We start from the raw sequence: 19167 nt of genomic DNA, 5'->3' as shown, positions 1-19167 counted from the left end.
TGCTGAGGAAGCTTGAGACAGTACCGGGAAAACTCCCGGTGGTCTCGTTCAGATAGTTGCAATCGACACTTCGGTGGACTTCACCAGCGCGACGACTTCGGTGCCGACCTTGAGGCCGAGGTTGTCTACCGAGCGCGTGGTGATGACGGAGGTGACGATGCCGGACGGGGTCTGCACATCGATCTCGCTGACGACGTCGCCACGGATGATTTCCTTGATGGTGCCGCGGAACTGGTTACGTACGTTGATGGCCTGGATGCTCATGACTTGGTTTCCTTTTGTGGTTCGGGGGAGGTGAGTAAAAAAATCAAACGGCCCAGCGGACCTGGTCCACCGTGCGATGCAGGGACACATCGCCGGTCTGTTCGGTCTCGGGGTTGGTTTCGTTAGGGGCTTGTTGCAGCACTCGACGCAGCACGCGTTCTTCGAGCGCCGCGAAAGCCGCGCTGCCGCGATTGCGCGGGCGTGGCAGGTCGATGCGCTCGTCCAGCGTGATGCGGCCTTCGTCGATCAGCACCACGCGGTCGGCAAGCACGATGGCTTCGCTGACATCGTGCGTGACCAGCAGCGCCGTGAAGCCGCTCTCGCGCCACAGCGATTCGATCAGGGTGTGCATCTCGATACGCGTCAGCGCGTCGAGCGCGCCGAGCGGCTCATCGAGCAGCAGCAGGCGTGGCTTGTGCACCAGGGCGCGAGCCAGTGCGACGCGCTGGCGCTGGCCGCCGGAGAGGCGTGCAGGCCATTCGTTGCGGCGGTCACGCAGCCCGACCTGGCCGAGCACGTACTCGGCATTGATGTACTCATGCGGCGGCAGGCCCAGCGCGACATTGTCACCGACGCGCTTCCACGGCAGCAGGCGCGAGTCCTGGAACATGATGCGCGTGGCATCGCGGTTGTCCGTGGCACTGCCGTCGTAGAGGAGCTGTCCTTCCTGGCCGGATTCGAGACCTGCGATCAGGCGCAGCAGCGTGCTCTTGCCGCAGCCGCTGCGACCGACGATGGCGACGAACTCGCCCGGCTTGATGTCGAGATTGATGCCCTTGAGCACCTCGCGTTCGCCGTAGCGCTTGTGTACGCCGCGTACTGAAAGCGCGATGCCGAAGGCACTGCTGGCCACTGCGCTGTTTTCTTCTGGATTTATCTGCATGGTCAAGACTCTTTCTTACCCGTCATTCCCGCTCTCGCGGGAATGACGCAATGGGGTACGGCGGCTCGGCAGGCGCTTACGCACTTGCATAGTTGGGGTTCCAGCGCAGCCAGAAGCGTTCAAGACCGCGCGCAATGACATCTGCCAGCTTGCCGAGCAAGGCGTACAGCAGGATGCCGACGAGCACGATGTCGGTGCGCAGGAACTCACGCGCATTCATGGTCATGTAGCCGATGCCCTCGGTCGCGGAGATGGTCTCCGAGACGATCAGCAGCACCCACATCAGGCCCAGTGCGAAGCGCAGGCCGACGAGGATGGAGGCGAGCGCGCCGGGGAAGATGACATCGCGATACAGGCGCCAGCCGGTCACGCCGTAACTGCGGGCCATCTCGATCAGCGCCGGGTCCACCGAGCGGATGCCGTGATAGGTATTGAGATACAGCGGGAAGAAAACACCGATGGAGACGATGAAGATCTTCGCGCTCTCGTCGATACCGAACCACAGGATGACGAGCGGGATCAGCGCCAGCGGCGGGATGTTGCGCACCATCTGCAGCGTCGTGTCGAGTGCCGTCTCGGCGCGCTTGAAGGTGCCGGTGATGAGCCCCAGCAAAAGCCCGGCACCGCCACCGATGGCGAGGCCGGTGAGGGCGCGCTGAGTGCTCACCAGCACGTGGTGATGCAGCTCGCCCGACTTGAGCAGGAGCCAGCCCGACTTGAAGATGGCACCCGGCTCCGGCAGCACGCGGCTGGACAGCCAGCCAACACGTGCCGACAGCTCCCACACCACGAGCAGCAAGACGGGCAGCACCCAGGGCAGCACGCGGCGAGCAAGTGTCGATTGTTTCTGCACGGTTGCACTCATGATCAGCTCGCGGCGGCCTGCTTCGGCTCGGAATGCTTGGGCACGAAGTGGTTACCAATGACTTCGCCGAACGGGCCGGTCAGCTTCTGGCCCGGCAGCTTGTCATTGGCGCCGTGTTCGAGTGGCAGTAGCGGGAACACCAGCTCGGCGAAACGGTAGGCCTCTTCCAGATGCGGGTAGCCGGACAGGATGAAGGTGTCGGCGCCGACGTCGGCGTATTCCTTCAGCTTGGCCGCGACCTGCTCGGGGCTACCGACGAGCGCCGTACCGGCACCACCGCGCACGAGGCCGACACCGGCCCACAGGTTGGGGCTGATCTCCAGATCGGCGCGCGAGCGCTTTACGCCACCGGCGTGCAGCGCGGCCATGCGGCGCTGGCCTTCCGAATCCATCTTGGCGAATGCCGATTGCGCACGGCCCACTGTCTCGTCGTCGAGGCGGCTGATCAGTTCTTCTGCCGCAGCCCAGGCCTTCTCTTCCGTGTCGCGCACGATGACGTGCAGGCGCACCCCGGCCGTGATCTTGCGGCCACGCTTGGCGGCGCGCGCCTTCACATCGGCGACCTTCTTCGCGACCTCTGCAGGCGGCTCACCCCAGGTCAGGTAGGTATCGGCATGCTCGGCGGCCAGATCGTGCGCGGCATCCGAGGAACCTCCGAACCACACCGGTGGATAGGGGTTCTGGATAGGCGGGTAGAGCAGCTTGGCGCCCTTCACCGACAGATGCTTGCCCTCGAAGTCGAGCGGCTCGCCGGCGTGGCTGCGGGTATTGATCTCGCGCCAGATGCGGATGAACTCCTCGGACGCTTCGTAGCGCTCGGCATGCGAGGTGAAGACACCGTCGCCCGCCAGCTCGTTGGGGTCGCCACCGGTGACGAGATTGATCAGCAGACGGCCGCCGGAAAGGCGATCGAAAGTCGCTGCGGTACGTGCGCCGAGACTCGGCTGGATGAGGCCCGGACGCAGGGCGACGAGGAAGCGCAGGTTCTTGGTCGCACCGATCAGGCTGGACGTGACGACCCACGGGTCTTCGCAGGAGCGGCCGACGGGCGTGAGCACGCCGTAGTAGCCAAGGTTGTCAGCGGCCTGTGCGATCTGGCGCAGGTAGTCGTAGCTGACCTCGCGTGCGCCATCGCTGGTGCCGAGGTAGCGGCTGTCGCCGTGGGTGGGGAGGAACCAGAGTACTTTCATGATGCTGTGTCCTTGTTGTCTTCGTGGCGGCGCAGCTCAGCGGCGCGCCAGATCATTGGCCGTCGGTTTCCACACGATGTCGGCCACCTTCACGGCTGCGGGGATCAGCCCGAGCTGGAAGAAGGCATCCGCCACCTGTTGCTGGTCGAGCAGCACATCGGCATTGATGGGCTTCACCGCGCCGAGAGGGCGGCGGGCCAGCACGCGCTCGATGACCTTCTGCTCCAGGCCGAAGGCCTTGGTGAGCAGTTGCACGGCCTCGACCCGGTTGTTCTGGACGTACTTCTCGGCTTGCGTCAGCTCTTCGAAAACGTCGATCAGCGTGCTGCCGTGGCGTGCGGCGAAAGCCGATGAAGCGAGATAGAAAGTGTTGTTGTTGGAGAGGCCACGGCTGGTGGCGAGCACGCGCACCTTGCCGCTTTCCTCAACTGCTGCGTAATACGGATCCCAGATGCTCCAGGCATCGACACTGCCGCGCTCGAACGCAGCACGGGCATCGGCCGGCGCGAGGTAGATCGGCTGGATGTCGCTCCACGCCAGCTTGGCGCGCTTGAGTGCCTGCACTGTCAGGAAGTGCGCGCTGGAGCCCTTCTGCATGGCGATCTTCTTGCCCTTCAGGTCCTCGAGCGACTTGATCGGCGAGTCAGCCGGCACCAGTACGGCAGAGGTGTCGGGCTTGGGTACTTCATAGCCGACATATACGAGGTTCTTGCCAGCGGCTTGTGCGAACACCGGCGGGCTGTCGCCCGTTGCGCCGAAGTCGATGCTGCCGACGGCGAGCGCTTCGAGCAGTTGCGGCCCGGCGGCGAACTCAACCCAGGTGACCCGGGTTGCTGCGCTCGCAGCTGCGCCCTTGAAGCGTTGCTCGAGCAGGCCACGCTCCTTGAGCACGGTCAGGTTGATCGTGCCCTTCTGGTAGCCCACCCGCAGCTCGGCCGGGGCGCCCTGTGCCATTGATTGCGCGGAGAGGAGCAGGCCCGTGAGCAACACAGCGAGGTTCTGGATACGACGGATGATGCTCATGACATTCACTCCTTTCTCACTCAGCCATCGTCATTCCGGCTTCCGCCGGGATGACGAACGTTCGAGAACTGCGCAACAACTCTCAGGGATTGGCGGCGAGGCGCTTGGCGCCAAGCGTGGCGTCCTTGACGCGGATCGGTGCCGGGATCAGCTTCAGCTCGGCGAAGGTATCGGCGATCTTCTGCTGTGCGTCGAGCACCGAGTCTTCGAGCGGATGCACGCCTTGCGGGTAACGCGACAGGCTCAGCTCGATGACTTCGGCGGGCAGGCCCTGAATCGGCGACAGCTGCGCGGCAGCGGCCTTGATGTTCTTCTCGACCCATGCGCCTTGCGTGCTGACTTCGTCGAACAGCAGCTTGGTCAGGTCAGGACGCTTGGTGGCGAACTCGCGCTCGGCGAGGAAGAACTGGTGGTTGTTGGCGACGCCGACGGCATTGGTCAGTACGCGGGCGCCGGTCTGCTTTTCAGCGGCAGCGGTGAAGGGATCCCAGATGACCCAGGCATCAATGGCAGCACGCTCGAAAGCGGCACGTGCATCGGCCGGCGTAAGGAAGTTAACGGTGACGTCGGCGTACTTCAGGCCGGCTTTCTCGAGTGCCTTGACCAGCAGGTAATGCACGTTCGAGCCCTTGTTCAAAGCCACTTTCTTGCCCTTCAGATCGGCCACGGTCTTGATAGGCGAATCCTTCGGCACGAGGATGGCTTCGGCTTGCGGAGCTGGCTTCTCGTAACCGACGTAGACGAAGTTGGCACCTGCAGCTTGCGCCACGATGGGCGGCGTTTCACCGACATAGCCGAAGTCGATGGAGCCGACGTTGAGGCCTTCCAGCAGCTGCGGGCCAGCGGGGAACTCCACCCACTTCACTTCGATGCCTTGCGGCGCGAGCTTCTTTTCCAGCGTGCCGTTGCCCTTGAGCAAGACCAGCGTGGCGGCGGATTTCTGATAGCCGATGCGCAGCAGCTTCGGGTTGTAGTCGGCGAAGGCTGGCAGCGATGCGCTGGCGAACAGTACGGCTGTGGCGCCGATGAGCTGGCGACGGGTCCATTTGATGGCGGACATGGTCAATTCTCCTTATGCGAAGTGCGAGGTTTCTGGATGGGTGATGGTGTGATGAGGGCGATGAATCAGGCCGCCTGTGCTTGCGGCAGACGTGCAAACTGCTGCAGCTCGGCGGCATGCGGCAACTGCGCCCGCAAGTCGGCCAGGCGCAGGGTGAGGCGCGACAACAGGGCGGGGGACAGCAACAGGCTGCCGTCACCCTGGACTTCGATTTCCTTGTCCACCGCGAAGATGCCCGGCAGCACGTTGTGCGCATTGAGCGAGCTGAGGACGGGACGCAGGGCGTAGTCGATCGCCAGGGCATGTGCGAGGCTGCCGCCCGAGGCGATCGGCAGGACCAGCTTGCCGCTGAGTGCATCCTGCGGCAGCAGATCGAGGAAGATCTTCAGCAGGCCACTGTAGGCTGCCTTGTAAACCGGGGTGGCGATGATGATGGCATCTGCTTCGGCAACGGCCTTTACGGCAGCTGCGATCGAGGGCTCATTCACATTGGCACGCACCAGCGCTTCGGCCGACAGGTCGCGCAGGTCGAGGTGTCCGCCGACGATGCCATGCGCCGCCAGGGACTCACGTGCACGGCCCAGCAGGCGCGCCGAGCGCGAGCTGGCAGAGGGGCTGGAGGCAATGGTGAGAATCGACATCTTCGTTCCTTTCGCTGCAGGCGCTTGGGGGGCCGGGCTGGCCGGGCGTCTGAGTGAACGGAACTGTACGGATTGCAACAGCCGGAGCTAACCAATTAGTTCTGTATTGCTTATCGCGCTTTGCGTGGATTGCATATGTGGCGGGAGGAGCGGCAGACAAAGAAAAAGCCCCGCGAGCGGGGCTTCATGACGGCGCTTGGGTGGCGTTGTGCCACGCTGCAACGATCAGGCCGGCAGCGCAAGCACGGCCTGTGCATCCTGCCCGACGTCCGGCAGGCCAACGAGCCCGGCCATCTCGGTCGCCGACAGGGTCCTGTCGGTGTCGAGGATGACAACGAAATGGTCGCCGTGACGGATCATGCCCTTCACGAAATCGGCGTGCACCCCGAGGCCGAAGCCGGGGCGTGGCTCGATCTGATCGGCTGACACATCCAGCACTTCATTGACGCGATCGACGAGGATGCCGAGTGATTGCATCTCGCCCTCGCTGGCGATCTCGATAATGACGATGCAGGTGCGGCGGTCAATCCCGGTCACGGCGCGGCCGAAGCGTACCGACAGGTCAATGACGGGCACCACGGCGCCGCGCAGGTTGATGACGCCGCGGATGAAGCTCGGCGTCATCGGGATGCTGGTCAGCCCGGGGTACTCGATGATCTCGCGGATCGGTGCGATCTCGACCGCGAAGGTATCGGTGCCGAGGCCGAAGGTCAGGTACTGGCCGGAGGTAAGGGTAGGTGTGTTCATGCTCGACCTCAGAAGTTCGTGAAGCTGTCGAGGTTGTCGATCTCGGTCTGTTTGAGCGGTTTGCCCTGGCGCAGCGCCGTGGCGTTCGCGCTGGATTGCGGACGCTTGCGTGCGACGCCTTGCGTGGCGGGCGTTGCCTGCTGCACGCCGGTCCTGAAGTAGCTCATCAACTCTTGCAGTTGCTGTGCCTGTGCACTCATTTCCTCTGCGGTAGCGGAGAGTTCTTCCGAGGCGGAGGCATTGGCCTGCGTGGTCTGTGTGAGTTGATTGACGGCGGAGTTGATCTGCTCGAGGCCGGTGGTCTGTTCGCGCGAGGCGGCCGAGATCTCCTGCACCAGATCGGCGGTCTTGCTGATCGAGGGCTGCATGGCGGTCAGCAATCTGCCCGCGCTTTCAGCCTGACCGACGCTGTCGGATGACAAGGTGCTGATTTCCTGTGCGGCGACCTGGCTGCGTTCGGCCAGCTTGCGCACTTCGGCGGCGACGACAGCAAAGCCCTTGCCATGTTCGCCGGCACGCGCCGCTTCAATGGCGGCGTTGAGGGCCAGCAGATTGGTCTGGTAAGCGATGTCGTCGATGATGCTGATCTTCTCGGCGATCTTGCGCATGGCCGAAACGGTTTCACGCACGGCTTCGCCACCTTCGCGCGCTTCCTGCGCCGAGCGTGTGGCGATGCCGTCGGTGACGCCGGCATTTTCGGCATTCTGGGCTACGGTCGAGGACAGCTCTTCGACCGAGGCGCTGGTCTGTTCGACACTGGCTGCCTGCTCGGTGGTGTTCTGGCTGAGCGTGGTTGCCGAGGCAGATACTTCCTCGGAGGCCGAGGCCAGGGTGTCCGCGGAGGAGCGCACCTCGCTGATGATGTGGGTCAGCTTGGCCACCATGTCGCGGGTACTGGCCAGCAGGCTGCTGTCATCGCCCTGACGCGTGGCAACGTCCACCGTGAAATCGCCGGCGGCGACTTTGCGCACGATGTCGGTTGCGTAGTCGGGCTCACCTCCCAGCTGGCGCGTGATGATGCGTGTGACCCACAGGCCCAGCGCAATGGCCACGACGGCAGCTCCGAGCAGCACACCGATCATGACGTTGCGCATGTTCTCGACTTGCCGGGCGGCGCCTTCATCGGCTTCCTGCCCCTGGCGGGATTGCTCCTTGAACAGCACGTCGAAGACAGCTTCGATCTTGTTCGTGAGCAGACGGAAATCGCCGTTGAGGAGCTGCGAGGCGTTGGCGCTATGGCCGGCGAGGATCTCCGTCGCCAACGTTGCGGACATGCGCTGGTATTCGGGCATCAAGCCATCCAGGATCTTGAGCTGGGCGACTTCTTCGTCGCTGAGCTTGGTCGCGCGATAGGCCGTGAGCGGTTTCTGCATGGCCTCCCAGGCCGCCTTGGCGCGGCCCAGCGTGGCTTCCGCGTCCTTGAGGTTCTGGCCGCCGGCACGGACAAAGGCGCGCGAATTGACGGCCAGCCTGCCGTTGGCTTCGGCGAGTTGCTGCAGGGCCACGAGATTGCCCTCGTACATATCGTGCAGCAGGCCACCGACGACGGTGATGCGGTTCAGACCGAACAGGCCGATGCCTACGGTAAACAGCACACAGACCAGATAGGTGACCAGCAACTTGTTGGCCAGCTTGAGTTTCATGAACCAGTTCATCAGTCAGCTCCAGGGAGGAAGTCGGGGGCATGACAGCGCAAGATGATCTGGCTGTCATACCGGGATAGCAGGATTGCTGCGGTATGAAGCGATTATCGACAGAGCGGGGGGCGGCCTTGATGAGTAAATCTACTCAGAAGATGCAGGCGGAACTACTCAGGGCGGTGCGATCACGCGGTAATCGAGCATGCCGCCCGGACGCGGCACCAATGAAAAAGGGCTGCCCGCGGGCAGCCCTCTGTATTTGCGCTGGACCTGATTAACGGCCTGGCGTGTAGATCTGGTCGAACTGACCACCGTCGGCAAAGTGCGTCTTCTGCGCGGTCTGCCAGTTGCCGAACAGCTCTTCCAGCTTGAACAGCGATACCGGGGCAAACTGCTTGGCATACTTTGCAGCAACCTTCGCATCGATCGGGCGATAGTAGTTCTTGCCGGCGATGTCCTGGCCTTCAGGTGAGTAGAGGTATTGCAGGTAGGCCTCTGCCACCTTGCGCGAACCCTTCTTGTCCACCACCTTGTCCACCACGGCAACCGGTGGCTCGGCGAGGATGGACAGCGAAGGCGTCACGATTTCGAACTGGCCTGGCAGCTCCTTGAGCGACAGGTAGGCTTCGTTTTCCCAGGCGATCAGCACGTCGCCGATGCCCTTTTCGGTGAAGGTCGTCGTGGCACCGCGTGCGCCGGAGTCAAGCACCTTGACGTTGCCGAAGATGGCCTTGACGAAGGCCTTGGCGCTGGCGTCATTGCCGCCTTGCTTCTTGAGGGCGTAGCCCCAGGCTGCAAGATAGTTCCAGCGTGCGCCGCCGGAGGTCTTCGGATTCGGCGTGATCACTTCGACGCCGCCGCGTGCCAGATCGGTCCAGTCCCTGATCTTCTTCGGGTTGCCTTTGCGTACCAGGAAAACGATGGTCGAGGTGTAAGGCGCGGAATTGTGCGCGAGGCGCTTCTGCCAGTCCGGGGCGATGATGCCCTTGGCGGCGATCGCCTCGATGTCGTAGCCGAGCGCCAGCGTCACCACGTCGGCATCCAGACCGTCGATCACGGCACGTGCCTGACCGCCGGAACCACCGTGCGATTGCTTGACCTTGACCACTTCGCCGCTCTTTGCCTTCCAGTACTTGGCGAAGGATTCGTTGAAGTTCTCGTACAGCTCGCGGGTCGGATCGTAGGAGACGTTGAGCAGCGTCGTGTCAGCCCAGGCGGCACCCGCAGCGACGGCCAGCGTCAGCGCGAGAATGGCACGGCGAGCCGGTTTGAAAGAAGAGAAGTACATCTGTGCGCCCCTGCGTTTTGTTGTCGATGGACGCACTGTATTGATCGCTCCTTATGAAAGGAACGAAGAAAAACTGCATTGCTTATGCAGAGTTTCTGCTGATGCTTATGCCGCAAAACGCCGCCTGCGTGCTCCGGCAGGTGACCGTATTTACTGGTTGCGCATGTGATCGGCGAGGCCGACGATGGCCTCCCAGAACTTGTCACGCGTTTCGCCGGCAGGCAGCACCTCTTCGAAGGCCTGCCGCATGCAATGCAGCCACTGGTCGCGCTCGGCCTCGCCGATGGTGAAAGGCATATGGCGTGAGCGCATGCGTGGATGGCCGTTTTTTTCGACATAGGTCTGCGGGCCACCCAGCCAGAACGAGAAATACTCGAACAGTTTCTGACGGCTGCCTTCCAGTGACTGCGGGTGCAGGGCGCGGATGCCTGCGGCGTGTTCGTCCAGATCCATGATGTCGTAGAAGCGCTCGACCAGGGCATGGACGGTGGGCGCGCCACCAAGCGATTCGTAAGCCGTTCGGGATGTCATCAGTTGCCTCGGAGGAGAGCCGCCGCGAGAAGAATGTGGAAGAGGCGGCGGCTCCAGCTGCCCAGTCTACCTTGCGCGGAAGGGCAAGAAAAAGGGGATTGCATACTCGAATCCCCTGGCCTGATGCCGAGGCCCTGGTCGTGCCCAAACGACCGTCATTCCCGGGACAACGTGAATCCAGCTTCGTCCAGGCGCGTTCCAAAGCCACCGGATTTCCGCTCGGCCGCAGGCCGGCCTGTCCTGGGCTTGGCGCAGGGCGGAAATGACGTGGGGCCCGGCGGTTCCAGGGGTTCAGGTATGTAATTCCCAAAAAAAGACCCACGCCGAGGCGTGGGTCTTGTGCCTTCCGGGGCAGGCCCCGGGGAGCGTCGAACGCTCAGTCGTCGGATTGCGCCATCTCGGCGGCGGCGATCAGCACTGCGCCGAAGCCTTGTGGCACGTTGTCGCGGACGTAGATGAACTTGCATTCCGTCGGCGCGGACGTGTAGAGCGGCACGGCAGGCGGGTTGCAGGTTGCGGCCGGGGCAGGCACCGGACCGGTCGTCAGATCGGTGCGGAAGTCGGCATTGACGTAGGAGTTGTAAGTGCCGCCCACGCTCATGCCCACGACCGTCCCCTTGATGGTGACGGCGTTGCCGGAGATCAGGATCTTGGTCTTGACGCCCTTCCAGCCTTTTTTCGCAATGTCACGGTAGTCGTCATTGACGTAGCCCTTGCGTGCTGCCTTGGACAGACCATAGACGAACAGTGCGCTCGCCGAGGTTTCGTTCCAGTTCGGCAACGCGGCAACCTGCTCGGTACGGTAGCCACCGTTGGCTGGCAGCTTGTCGTTGGTGACGTCGATGACCTGGTTCCAGAGGCCGGTCTTCTTGTCCTGATATTTCTTCAGACCGCTGGAGATGTTCTTCACGATCTGGATCAGCGCTGCGCGATCGGCATGGTTCTTCGGCAGGCTGTCGAGGACGTCGATCACGCCAATGTAGTACCAGGCGATCGAACGGCTCCACAGCACCGGCGAGCTGATGTCACCCACTGCAGGTGGCGTCTTCAGACCGCCCCAGACGCCGTCGGCCTGGCCATTCCAGGCGTGGTAGTACAGGCTCTTGGTCGGGTTCAGGGTGAACTGGCTCATCAGCTTGATCTGCTGGGTCACCATGTTCAGTGCTACGGTCGAATCACCCGGCGAGGTCTGGTTGGCGTAGAGCGCGCCGTACTGCGCCAGGAAAGGCAGGGACATGTAGGTCGAATCGAGCCATTGCTGGTTCGGATAGGTCGGCTTGTGCCACCAGGCGCCTTGTGGATTGACCTGCATGGTGTTGAAGACGGCACGCATGTTCTGCATGGCCTTCAGGTAGCGCGCGTCGCCAGTCTTCTTGTACAGCCCGAACAGCAAGGTGGCAGGCTGCATCGTGTCCTGGATGCGTGGATCGCGGGTCGCCGTGCCGCCAAAGGTGTAGCTGATCTTGCCGTCTGCATCGACAAGGCCGTCGATCCAGCTCTTCACGTAGTTGTAATAGCGGATGTCGCCCGTCTCTTCGTACATCTTCCAGATGCCATACATCGGCACGCCGTTGGTGTACTCCCAGTACTTGAGGGATGGGCCAGGGGGGACCGTGGCGTAGTTGAGGCTGAAGCAATTGGTGGTGCAGGTCGGGTCGTCCAGCTTGGGCCAGGTTGCCATCATGTAATCGGCGACTTTCTTGCCCACTTTCACGGCGTCATCGTCATCTGCGTGGACGACGGGTGTCGCGGCGAGCAGGCTCGCACCGAGAAATACCGGCAGGCATTTCTTCAGGACGGGAAGGCACATCTTCATGGTCTTACCTTTCTAGTGATTATTTCTGGTTTCCCAAACACGGCTGCAGCTCGGGCAAGCAGTCATTTCCGGCATATCGCTGCTGATGCGGGCAACACCCTCACGCACGGAAACGCTGTCACGCCAAACCGCTCACTCTCCACAACCAATTCCGGCAAATCCCGTCAGCAGAGCCCACAAAGTGCTGAGATGCGGCCAATTGCAAAATTGTGTTGCTGTCCGGACACTAGCGTTCCGTTCAGCAAACTGTCAATGCCGCGTGTCAGGCAAGTTTGCAAAATCGACATTTACGGAAATTGCCCGTCGTTGCGCGCTCATTTTCATGACAACGACACAATTTCGTGGTTTGTGGCAGAGGACTCCTGCCGTGTGCAAGGCAATAAAAAAACCCACGGCAAGCCGTGGGTTTCTGCCTGCACGCCGGATGAAATCCGGCACGGGCTTTCTTACTCCATTTCGCTCGCTGCCAGCAGCACGGCGCCGATACCTTGTGGCACGTTGTCGCGCACATAGAGGTACTTGCAGTTTGCTGGCGGCGTCACGTAGGCAACCTGCGTGCAACCAGCCGGTGCGGGCAACGGGCCCGTCGTCAGGTCGGTGCGGAAGTCAGCATTGACGTAGGAGTTGTAGGTGCCGCCCACGCTCATGCCGACCACCGTGCCATGCACCTTGACCGATGCGCCGGCGATCTCGACCTGCTTCTTCACGCCTTCCCAGCCCTTGAGGGCGATGTCGCGGTAGTGCGGTGCCAGGATGTCGGCACGTTCAGCCTTCGACAGACCATAAACGAACAGCGCGCTGGCCGAGGTTTCGTTCCAGTTCGGCAGGGCTGCGATCGACTCGTTCGCATAACCGCCATTGGCCGGCAGCTTGTCGTTGGTCACGTCGATGACCTGATTCCACAGGCCGGTCTTTGGATCCTGATACTTCTCCAGTGCAACGGAGATGTTCTTGACGATCTTGCGCAGCTTGTCGCGATCAGGGTGGCTGTCAGGCAGGTTTTCCAGCACGTCGATGACGCCGACGTACAGCCAGGCGATCGAACGGCTCCACAGCACCGGCGAAGTGATCGCGCCGATGGCTGGAGGTGTCTTCAGGCCTTGCCAGACGCCGTCAGCCGAGTCGTTCCAGGCGTGGTAGTACAGGCCCTTGACCGGGTTCAACGTGTTGTCGCTCATCAGCTTGAGCTGTTGGGTGATCAGGTTGAACGAGACGGCTGCGTCACCCTTGAGTTGCTTCTCTGCGTAGTCCTTGGCGTACATGGACAGGAACGGCAGGGACATATAGGTCGAATCCAGCCATTGCTGGTTCGGGTAGGTCGGCTTGTGCCACCAGGCGCCTTCAGGATTGACGGACATTGTGTTGAACACTGCGCGCAGGTTCACCATGGCCTTCAGGTAACGCGCGTCCTTGGTCTTCTTGTACAGGGCTGGCAGCAGCATGCCGGGCTGCATCGTGTCCTGGATGTGCGGGTCGCGCACGGCGGTGCCGCCGAAGGTGTAGTCGATGTTGCCGTTGGCGTCGATCTTCGAATCGACGAATTTCTTGACGTAGTTGTAGTACGCCACATTGCCGGTCTTTTCGTAGATCTTCCACAGGCCCATCAGTGGCACGCCGTTGGTGTACTCCCAGTACTTCGGCACGCCCGTTGCCGGCACGGTGGAATAGGTCAGGTTGAAGCAATTGACGCCGCAGGTCGTATCGTCAAGATTCGGCCAGGTCGTGATCATGTAGTTGGCGACGCTGACGCCGACTTTGGGGGCCGCGTGGCTGACAGCGGCGGTTGCAAGCAAGCTCAGGCCAATGAATGCTGGCAAGCATTTCTTCAGCGCTGGAAGGCACATCTTCATGGTCTTACCTTTCTGATCAGGTATTGCGTTTCTAGTGCAGCAACGGTTGCGGCCGATCAGCCTCCCTGGCGCTTGCGCACCCATGCTGATCAACGTTCGTCGTCCACTCTCCCTGCAAACAATCCCGCGCAAGCAGACATCAAAAAAGCCACTCGACGTGGCTATATCTGTTCAATTGCAAAATTGTGTTGCTGAAACGGACACTATCGTCCGGGTTGACCCGCTGTCAACGCCGCACGTCCGGGATGCCCGGAAGTTGGCATTTATGACACAGATATCTCCGCTTGCCCGCCAGGGCAGGTGTTTCCGTAATGACGCCATGCTGTGTGGCGGCCTGGAAATGAAAAAAGCCCACGGCACGCCGTGGGCTTTTCCAGACTGCGAGTTGCTTAGTGCTTGTCGCGACCGAAGTGCAGACCTGGTTCGTCTTCCATTTCGCTGGCTGCCAGCAGCACGGCACCCAGACCTTGCGGTACGTTGTCGCGCACATAGAGGTACTTGCAGTTTGCCGGTGGCGACACGTAAGCGACTTGCGTGCAACCTGCTGGTGCAGGCAAAGCACCCGTCGACAGATCTGAACGGAAGTCGGCATTCACGTACGAGTTGTACGTGCCGCCCACGCTCATGCCGACCACGGTGCCATGCACCTTGACCGAAGAGCCGGCGATCTCGACTTGCGTCTTTACGCCCTTCCAGCCCAGATGCGCCGTGATTTCATAGAGCGGCGAGATGTAGCCTTTGCGTACCGACTTGGACAGACCATAGACGAACAGGGCGCTGGCCGAGGTTTCGTTCCAGTTCGGCAGGGCTGCGATCGACTCGTTCGCGTAGCCGCCGTTGGCTGGCAGCTTGTCGTTGGTCACGTCGATGACCTGGTTCCACAGACCCGTCTTGCGATCCTGGTACTTGGCCAGCGCTTGCGAGATGTTCTTCACGATGCGCTCGAGTTGCTTGCGATCAGGATGCTTCTGCGGCAGCGAGTCGAGTACGTCGATCACGCCGAGGTAATACCAGGCGATCGAGCGGCTCCACAGCACCGAAGTCGTAACCTGGCCGATTGCCGGTGGCGTCTTCAGGCCGGCCCAGACACCATCTACCTGGCCGTTCCAGGCGTGGTAGTAGAGGTTCTTGGTCGGGTTGAAGGTGAACTGGTCAGCCAGCTTGATCTGCGTGGTGACGGTATTGAAAGCCGTGACCGAATCGCCGGGGATGGCTGCATCGGCGTAGAGCTTGCCGTACTTCGCGAGGAAGGGCTCCGACATGTAGATACCGTCAAGCCATTGCTGGTTCGGGTAGGTCGGCTTGTGCCAGAAAGCGCCTTGCGGGTTCTTCTTGATCGCGTTCATCGACGCGCGGACCTTGGATGCCGCGGTCAGGTAACGCTGATCCTTGGTTTCCTGGTACAGGCTCAGCAGGATCATTGCCGGTTGCATCGTGTCCTGGATCGTCGGATCGCGCAGTGCGGTCGGCGAGCCGTTGGAGGTGTAGTTGATGTTGCCATTGGCATCGATCAACGCATCCATCCACTTCTTGACGTAGTCGAAGTACTTCTTGTCGCCGGTCTGGCGATAGATCTTCCAGATGCCCCACATCGGCACGCCATTGGTGTATTCGAAGAACTTTGGTGCAGCCGTTGCAGGCACGGTTGCGTAGTTGAGGCTGAAGCTATTGACGCCGAGGGTTGTGTCGTCAACGTTAGGCCAGGTGGTCATGATGTAGTCGGCAACGCTGACACCCACTTTTACCGGTTTGTGACCAAACCCGTGGCGGCCATCGTCGTGCGCGCTGACGGCCGATGCGGCGACAGCGAGGCTCAAGCCGACGAGCGTCGGCAATAGCTTTTTCAGTGCAGGGATGCACATGTTCATGGTTTGTACCTTTCTAGTTATTGCTTCCAGGTTCACAACAACAAAACGGCAAGGTCGTCAGTACGTCACGGTGACCCCGGCATTTGTCTGCTTTGCGCAGGAAACGCTGGCGATGCACATGCTTAAACGCTGGCCCGACCTGGCCGCACATCTCACTAAAAGATTTCCCCCTCCGAGAGCCCGGACATTGCTCTGGACCGAATGACATGGCACTTCGTGAGTGCCAGTTATGTTTTGTGATCCTGACTCAGGCTAGCTGTCGCAACCAGAGCAGACAATGCCGCACGTCGGAGAATAGGCCGTTCATCCCCCTTGAACTGATGCCAGATCCATACTTCGCGCGCACTTCGTGACGTGCTGCACATTTCGCAGTGCAGCACAAATGATTCTTCCCGTGTCTTGCTTGTCGCCATATATGTCAGGCAAAGTCGCAATTGACCGGACAACTAACCCTAATTAACCTGTGCGGCCAAATTGTTGCCTTACAACCAAGAGAGATACGAGGAGATCGACATGCGTTTTGAGGAGAGCGGCCCCATGGCCGGGCCGACAGACGGCAAGCTGCTACGCAGGCCGTCCGTGGGGGGAATTCGCGGTGTCCTGTTGTTGGCCTGTATGGCATCGACCGCACTGGCTTCCAGCGCAGCGATGGCCGTCTTTCGCGAAGCCCCCGCACTTGCGCAACAAGTGAAGGAAGGCAAGCTGCCGGCTGTCGACAAGCGCCTGCCCGAGAAGCCCGAAGTCATCAAGCCGGAGAGCATCGGCAAATATGGTGGCGTGCTGCGCTCCGCGCTGCGCGGTAACGGTGATGGCAACGCAATCCTGCGCATGATCAGCCCGCAAGGCCTGGTGCGCTGGAACAAGGAGTTCTCGGCCGTCATCCCCAATCTTGCCGAGAGCTGGACGCTCAGCCCGGACGCCAAGGAATACTCCTTCACATTGCGCAAGGGCCTGCGCTGGTCCGACGGGGCGCCTTTCAGTGCCGATGACGTCGGCTTCTCCATCAATGATCTGCTCGGCAACAAACAGTTCTTCTCGGCGCCGCCCGGACGCTATACGAGCGATGGCAAGCTGATGGAGTTCGAGAAGATCGACGACACGCATTTCAAGATCAAATTCAGCGGTCCTTATCGCACCTTCATCGAAGAACTGGCGACACCGCTGGGTCAGCATCCGGTGATGTATCCCAAGCACTACTGCGGCAAGTTCCATCCCAAGTACAACCCGAAGATCGACGACGAGCTGAAGGCGACGCGTCAGGCCGACTGGGGCGCATTGATGCGCCTGAAGTGCGGTGATATCGAAGTGGCCAGTCGCTGGAGCAATCCGGAGAAGCCGGTGATGGATCCGTGGGTGATCACGGAGCCCTATACCGGCAGCGCCAGCCGCGTCACGATGACTCGCAATCCCTACTTCTGGCAGGTCGACACGGCAGGCAACCAGCTGCCTTACATCGACAAGATCCAGTTCGCCATCATTTCGGAAATCGAGACCATCGTGCTGGCAGCACTCAACGGCCAGCTGGACATGCAGATCCGTCATATCTCGAACATCCAGAATCGCCCCGTGCTGGCTGACGGAGCGGGCAAGGGCGGTTACAAGGTGATGTATCTGCCGGACATCAATGCCACTGCGATCGCCGTGTTCATCAACCAGAGCACCAAGAACGCCAAGCTGCGCGAACTGTTCCGCACCAAGGATTTCCGCGTTGCGCTGTCGCTCGGCATGGACCGCAAGGAAATCAACGACATCATCTTCCTTGGCAAGGGCGAGCCCTGGCAGATTGGACCGGCGCCCGAAAACAAGTTCTACAACGAGAAGCTGGCCAAGCAGTACATCCAGCACGACCCCAAGGCGGCCAACGAGCTGCTCGACAAGATGGGCCTGACCACGCGTGACGCCGAGGGCTATCGTCAGTACAAGAATGGCGGTCGCATCTCGATGGGCGTCATCGTCAGTCTGGCGACCAGCTACCAGGTCGACATGCTGGAACTGCTGCGCAAGCAATACCAGAAGATCGGTCTGGACCTGCAGATCCAGGCTTCCGAACGCACGCTCTACTACGATCGCGCCAACGGCAATGACTACGACCTGAGTGTGGACAGTCTGGCTGGCGGCTTCGACCCGACGCAGAACCCACGTGGCTACGTCGCGGTGCACCCGCAAGAGTCGCGTCAGAGCCTGCTATGGGTGAAGTGGTACGAGACGGGTGGCAAGGCCGGTGAGGAGCCTCCTGCCAGCATGAAGAAGCGACTGGCGCTGTATGACGACTGGAAGAACGCGAAGAACGACAAGGAGGCCGATGCGCTGTTCAAGCAGATCCTCGCCATCTCTGCCGATGAGCTCGAAGTCCTCGGTACGGTGAAGCCACCCACACAGACCGGCATCCACAATGCCAAGCTCATGAACGTGTACGAGAAGATGGTGTGGGGATGGACTTACCCTTCGCCGGGCCCGACGCTCGTGCAACAGTACTACTTCAAGTAATCAGGGAAGCATTGCAGTAAAACGGGGCAGCCAGGGCTGCCCCGTTTTCTTTGGTGAAACACAAACCGGTCCTGCGATCGACCCCTACACCCAGCGGGCCAGACTCCCCCGACTGATGGCGCGAAATATTTTCGCGTGAGGAAATGTCATCTTGATATATGCAGGGTAAACGCCGCGCTATTGAACGATATGACATGCTGTTTTGCGGCGCCGTCAGCGAACCCAGTATTTAGCAACGAACATGCCTGACTTTCTGACTGAAAAACACAACACAAGGAAAGTTGTTATCTGACGAACGGCATTCTATTCTCAAGATGCACAATGGATATATACCTTTGGCATGCTTGGGGTGCGATATGCGGTTCTGCCCGGTTCGGGCGTCCTCACCATATCCGGTGCCTGTCTGCAAGAACATCTGGTGAATGCCCTTTGCATTTGCTGATCAGGAGGCAAGTGGTGAATAAAATAGCCTGGATTCTGGCGGGGGCCCTGCTGTTGCCATGGGCATACGTATCTGCCCAGCAAGGTGGCATCAGCGTGCAGCTTGATGCTTTCAAGGTAAGTGTCGCGGCTGGAGGAGGCAGAGAAGTCCTCACGCCAGCCGAAGCTGTTCTGCCGGGAGACACGCTGGAGTACCGCGCCGTGTACAAAAATAACGGCAAGACGCTGGCGCGCAATGTCGAAGCGACGCTGCCTATTCCTGCCGGCAACACGGCGTATCTCGCTGATTCCGCCTCGCCGCGCAATCCCTTGGCCAGCTCAGATGGCAACCGCTTCGAGGCCATGCCGCTGAAGCGCATCGTGATCGGGCAGGACGGGCAACGTCAGACCCAGATCGTTCCGCTTTCCGAATACCGGGCCCTGCGCTGGAAACTCGGCGATCTCGCTGCCGGTGCCAGCATGACCGTGACTACGCGCGTCCGCATCGCCACGCTTGAGAGTGCCGGATCGGGGCCCGCCGCCAGTGACGCGGGCAGGAAGGCGGGCGGCAATGTGGCAACGCGTTGATTCTTC

17 protein-coding genes are annotated in these 19167 nt (G+C 61.1%); 3 read left to right on the top strand and 14 right to left on the bottom strand.

The window, feature by feature from the left end; genetic code table 11:
- Positions 1-48: 48 nt before the first annotated feature.
- From VVD49_RS04330 to VVD49_RS04285, 10 genes are all read right to left on the bottom strand, one after another.
- Positions 49-264: a TOBE domain-containing protein gene (locus VVD49_RS04330; RefSeq protein WP_327597901.1), complete on the bottom strand. Its 216-nt coding sequence runs from the start codon at positions 262-264 to the stop codon at positions 49-51.
- A gap of 43 nt (positions 265-307) precedes the next feature.
- Positions 308-1147, bottom strand: a complete 840-nt coding sequence (locus VVD49_RS04325) for an ATP-binding cassette domain-containing protein (RefSeq protein WP_327597900.1) — start codon at positions 1145-1147, stop codon at positions 308-310.
- A 76-nt stretch (positions 1148-1223) separates the two neighbouring features.
- A complete protein-coding gene (gene ssuC / locus VVD49_RS04320) occupies positions 1224-2012 on the bottom strand; it encodes an aliphatic sulfonate ABC transporter permease SsuC (protein WP_327597899.1) in 789 nt (262 codons plus the stop codon).
- A 2-nt stretch (positions 2013-2014) separates the two neighbouring features.
- On the bottom strand, positions 2015-3202 hold the full coding sequence (ssuD, locus tag VVD49_RS04315; protein ID WP_327597898.1) for an FMNH2-dependent alkanesulfonate monooxygenase: 1188 nt from the start codon (positions 3200-3202) through the stop codon (positions 2015-2017).
- 36 nt (positions 3203-3238) lie between these two features.
- The gene (locus VVD49_RS04310) at positions 3239-4225 is read right to left on the bottom strand and encodes a sulfonate ABC transporter substrate-binding protein (protein ID WP_327597897.1); all 987 of its coding nucleotides are present in this window, start codon (positions 4223-4225) and stop codon (positions 3239-3241) included.
- An 82-nt stretch (positions 4226-4307) separates the two neighbouring features.
- Positions 4308-5285 (bottom strand): sulfonate ABC transporter substrate-binding protein, encoded by a 978-nt coding sequence (locus VVD49_RS04305; RefSeq protein WP_327597896.1) that lies wholly within the window; start codon positions 5283-5285, stop codon positions 4308-4310.
- A gap of 65 nt (positions 5286-5350) precedes the next feature.
- Complete coding sequence (ssuE, locus tag VVD49_RS04300) at positions 5351-5926, bottom strand: NADPH-dependent FMN reductase (protein ID WP_327597895.1); 576 nt, start codon at positions 5924-5926, stop codon at positions 5351-5353.
- A 225-nt stretch (positions 5927-6151) separates the two neighbouring features.
- Positions 6152-6673 carry a chemotaxis protein CheW gene (locus tag VVD49_RS04295; protein ID WP_327597894.1) on the bottom strand — a complete coding sequence of 174 codons (522 nt, stop codon included), beginning with the start codon at positions 6671-6673 and terminating at the stop codon, positions 6152-6154.
- Positions 6674-6681: 8 nt separating this feature from the next.
- The gene (locus VVD49_RS04290) at positions 6682-8328 is read right to left on the bottom strand and encodes a methyl-accepting chemotaxis protein (RefSeq protein WP_327597893.1); all 1647 of its coding nucleotides are present in this window, start codon (positions 8326-8328) and stop codon (positions 6682-6684) included.
- A gap of 259 nt (positions 8329-8587) precedes the next feature.
- Entirely contained in the window at positions 8588-9601 is a 1014-nt protein-coding gene (locus VVD49_RS04285; RefSeq protein ID WP_327597892.1) for a sulfate ABC transporter substrate-binding protein, read from the bottom strand.
- Here VVD49_RS04285 and VVD49_RS04280 point away from each other — a divergent pair.
- Positions 9582-9770: a hypothetical protein gene (locus VVD49_RS04280; protein ID WP_327597891.1), complete on the top strand. Its 189-nt coding sequence runs from the start codon at positions 9582-9584 to the stop codon at positions 9768-9770. The two genes, VVD49_RS04285 and VVD49_RS04280, sit on opposite strands and share 20 nt — an antisense overlap.
- On the opposite strand, the gene VVD49_RS04275 is transcribed toward VVD49_RS04280, so the two are convergent.
- The 4 genes from VVD49_RS04275 to VVD49_RS04260 all read right to left on the bottom strand — a co-directional run bounded on the left by VVD49_RS04275 (position 9752) and on the right by VVD49_RS04260 (position 15666).
- Positions 9752-10132 (bottom strand): group II truncated hemoglobin, encoded by a 381-nt coding sequence (locus VVD49_RS04275; RefSeq protein ID WP_327597890.1) that lies wholly within the window; start codon positions 10130-10132, stop codon positions 9752-9754. The two genes, VVD49_RS04280 and VVD49_RS04275, sit on opposite strands and share 19 nt — an antisense overlap.
- 376 nt (positions 10133-10508) lie before the next feature.
- Positions 10509-11948 (bottom strand): glycoside hydrolase family 88/105 protein, encoded by a 1440-nt coding sequence (locus VVD49_RS04270; protein WP_327597889.1) that lies wholly within the window; start codon positions 11946-11948, stop codon positions 10509-10511.
- A gap of 446 nt (positions 11949-12394) precedes the next feature.
- A complete protein-coding gene (locus VVD49_RS04265; RefSeq protein ID WP_327597888.1) occupies positions 12395-13798 on the bottom strand; it encodes a glycoside hydrolase family 88/105 protein in 1404 nt (467 codons plus the stop codon).
- Between the two features lie 389 nt (positions 13799-14187).
- On the bottom strand, positions 14188-15666 hold the full coding sequence (locus VVD49_RS04260; protein ID WP_327597887.1) for a glycoside hydrolase family 88/105 protein: 1479 nt from the start codon (positions 15664-15666) through the stop codon (positions 14188-14190).
- 513 nt (positions 15667-16179) lie between these two features.
- Here VVD49_RS04260 and VVD49_RS04255 point away from each other — a divergent pair.
- Together VVD49_RS04255 and VVD49_RS04250 are read left to right on the top strand one after the other, a co-directional pair.
- Positions 16180-18153: an ABC transporter substrate-binding protein gene (locus VVD49_RS04255; protein ID WP_327597886.1), complete on the top strand. Its 1974-nt coding sequence runs from the start codon at positions 16180-16182 to the stop codon at positions 18151-18153.
- A 456-nt stretch (positions 18154-18609) separates the two neighbouring features.
- Positions 18610-19161: a hypothetical protein gene (locus VVD49_RS04250; RefSeq protein ID WP_327597885.1), complete on the top strand. Its 552-nt coding sequence runs from the start codon at positions 18610-18612 to the stop codon at positions 19159-19161.
- Positions 19162-19167: the final 6 nt, after the last annotated feature.

Source organism: Uliginosibacterium silvisoli, from assembly GCF_036017035.1.
GTDB classification, from domain to species: Bacteria; Pseudomonadota; Gammaproteobacteria; order Burkholderiales; family Rhodocyclaceae; genus Viridibacterium; species Viridibacterium silvisoli.
The sequence above is the reverse complement of the archived record's forward strand: the minus strand, read 5'-3'. Positions and strand labels throughout refer to the sequence as shown.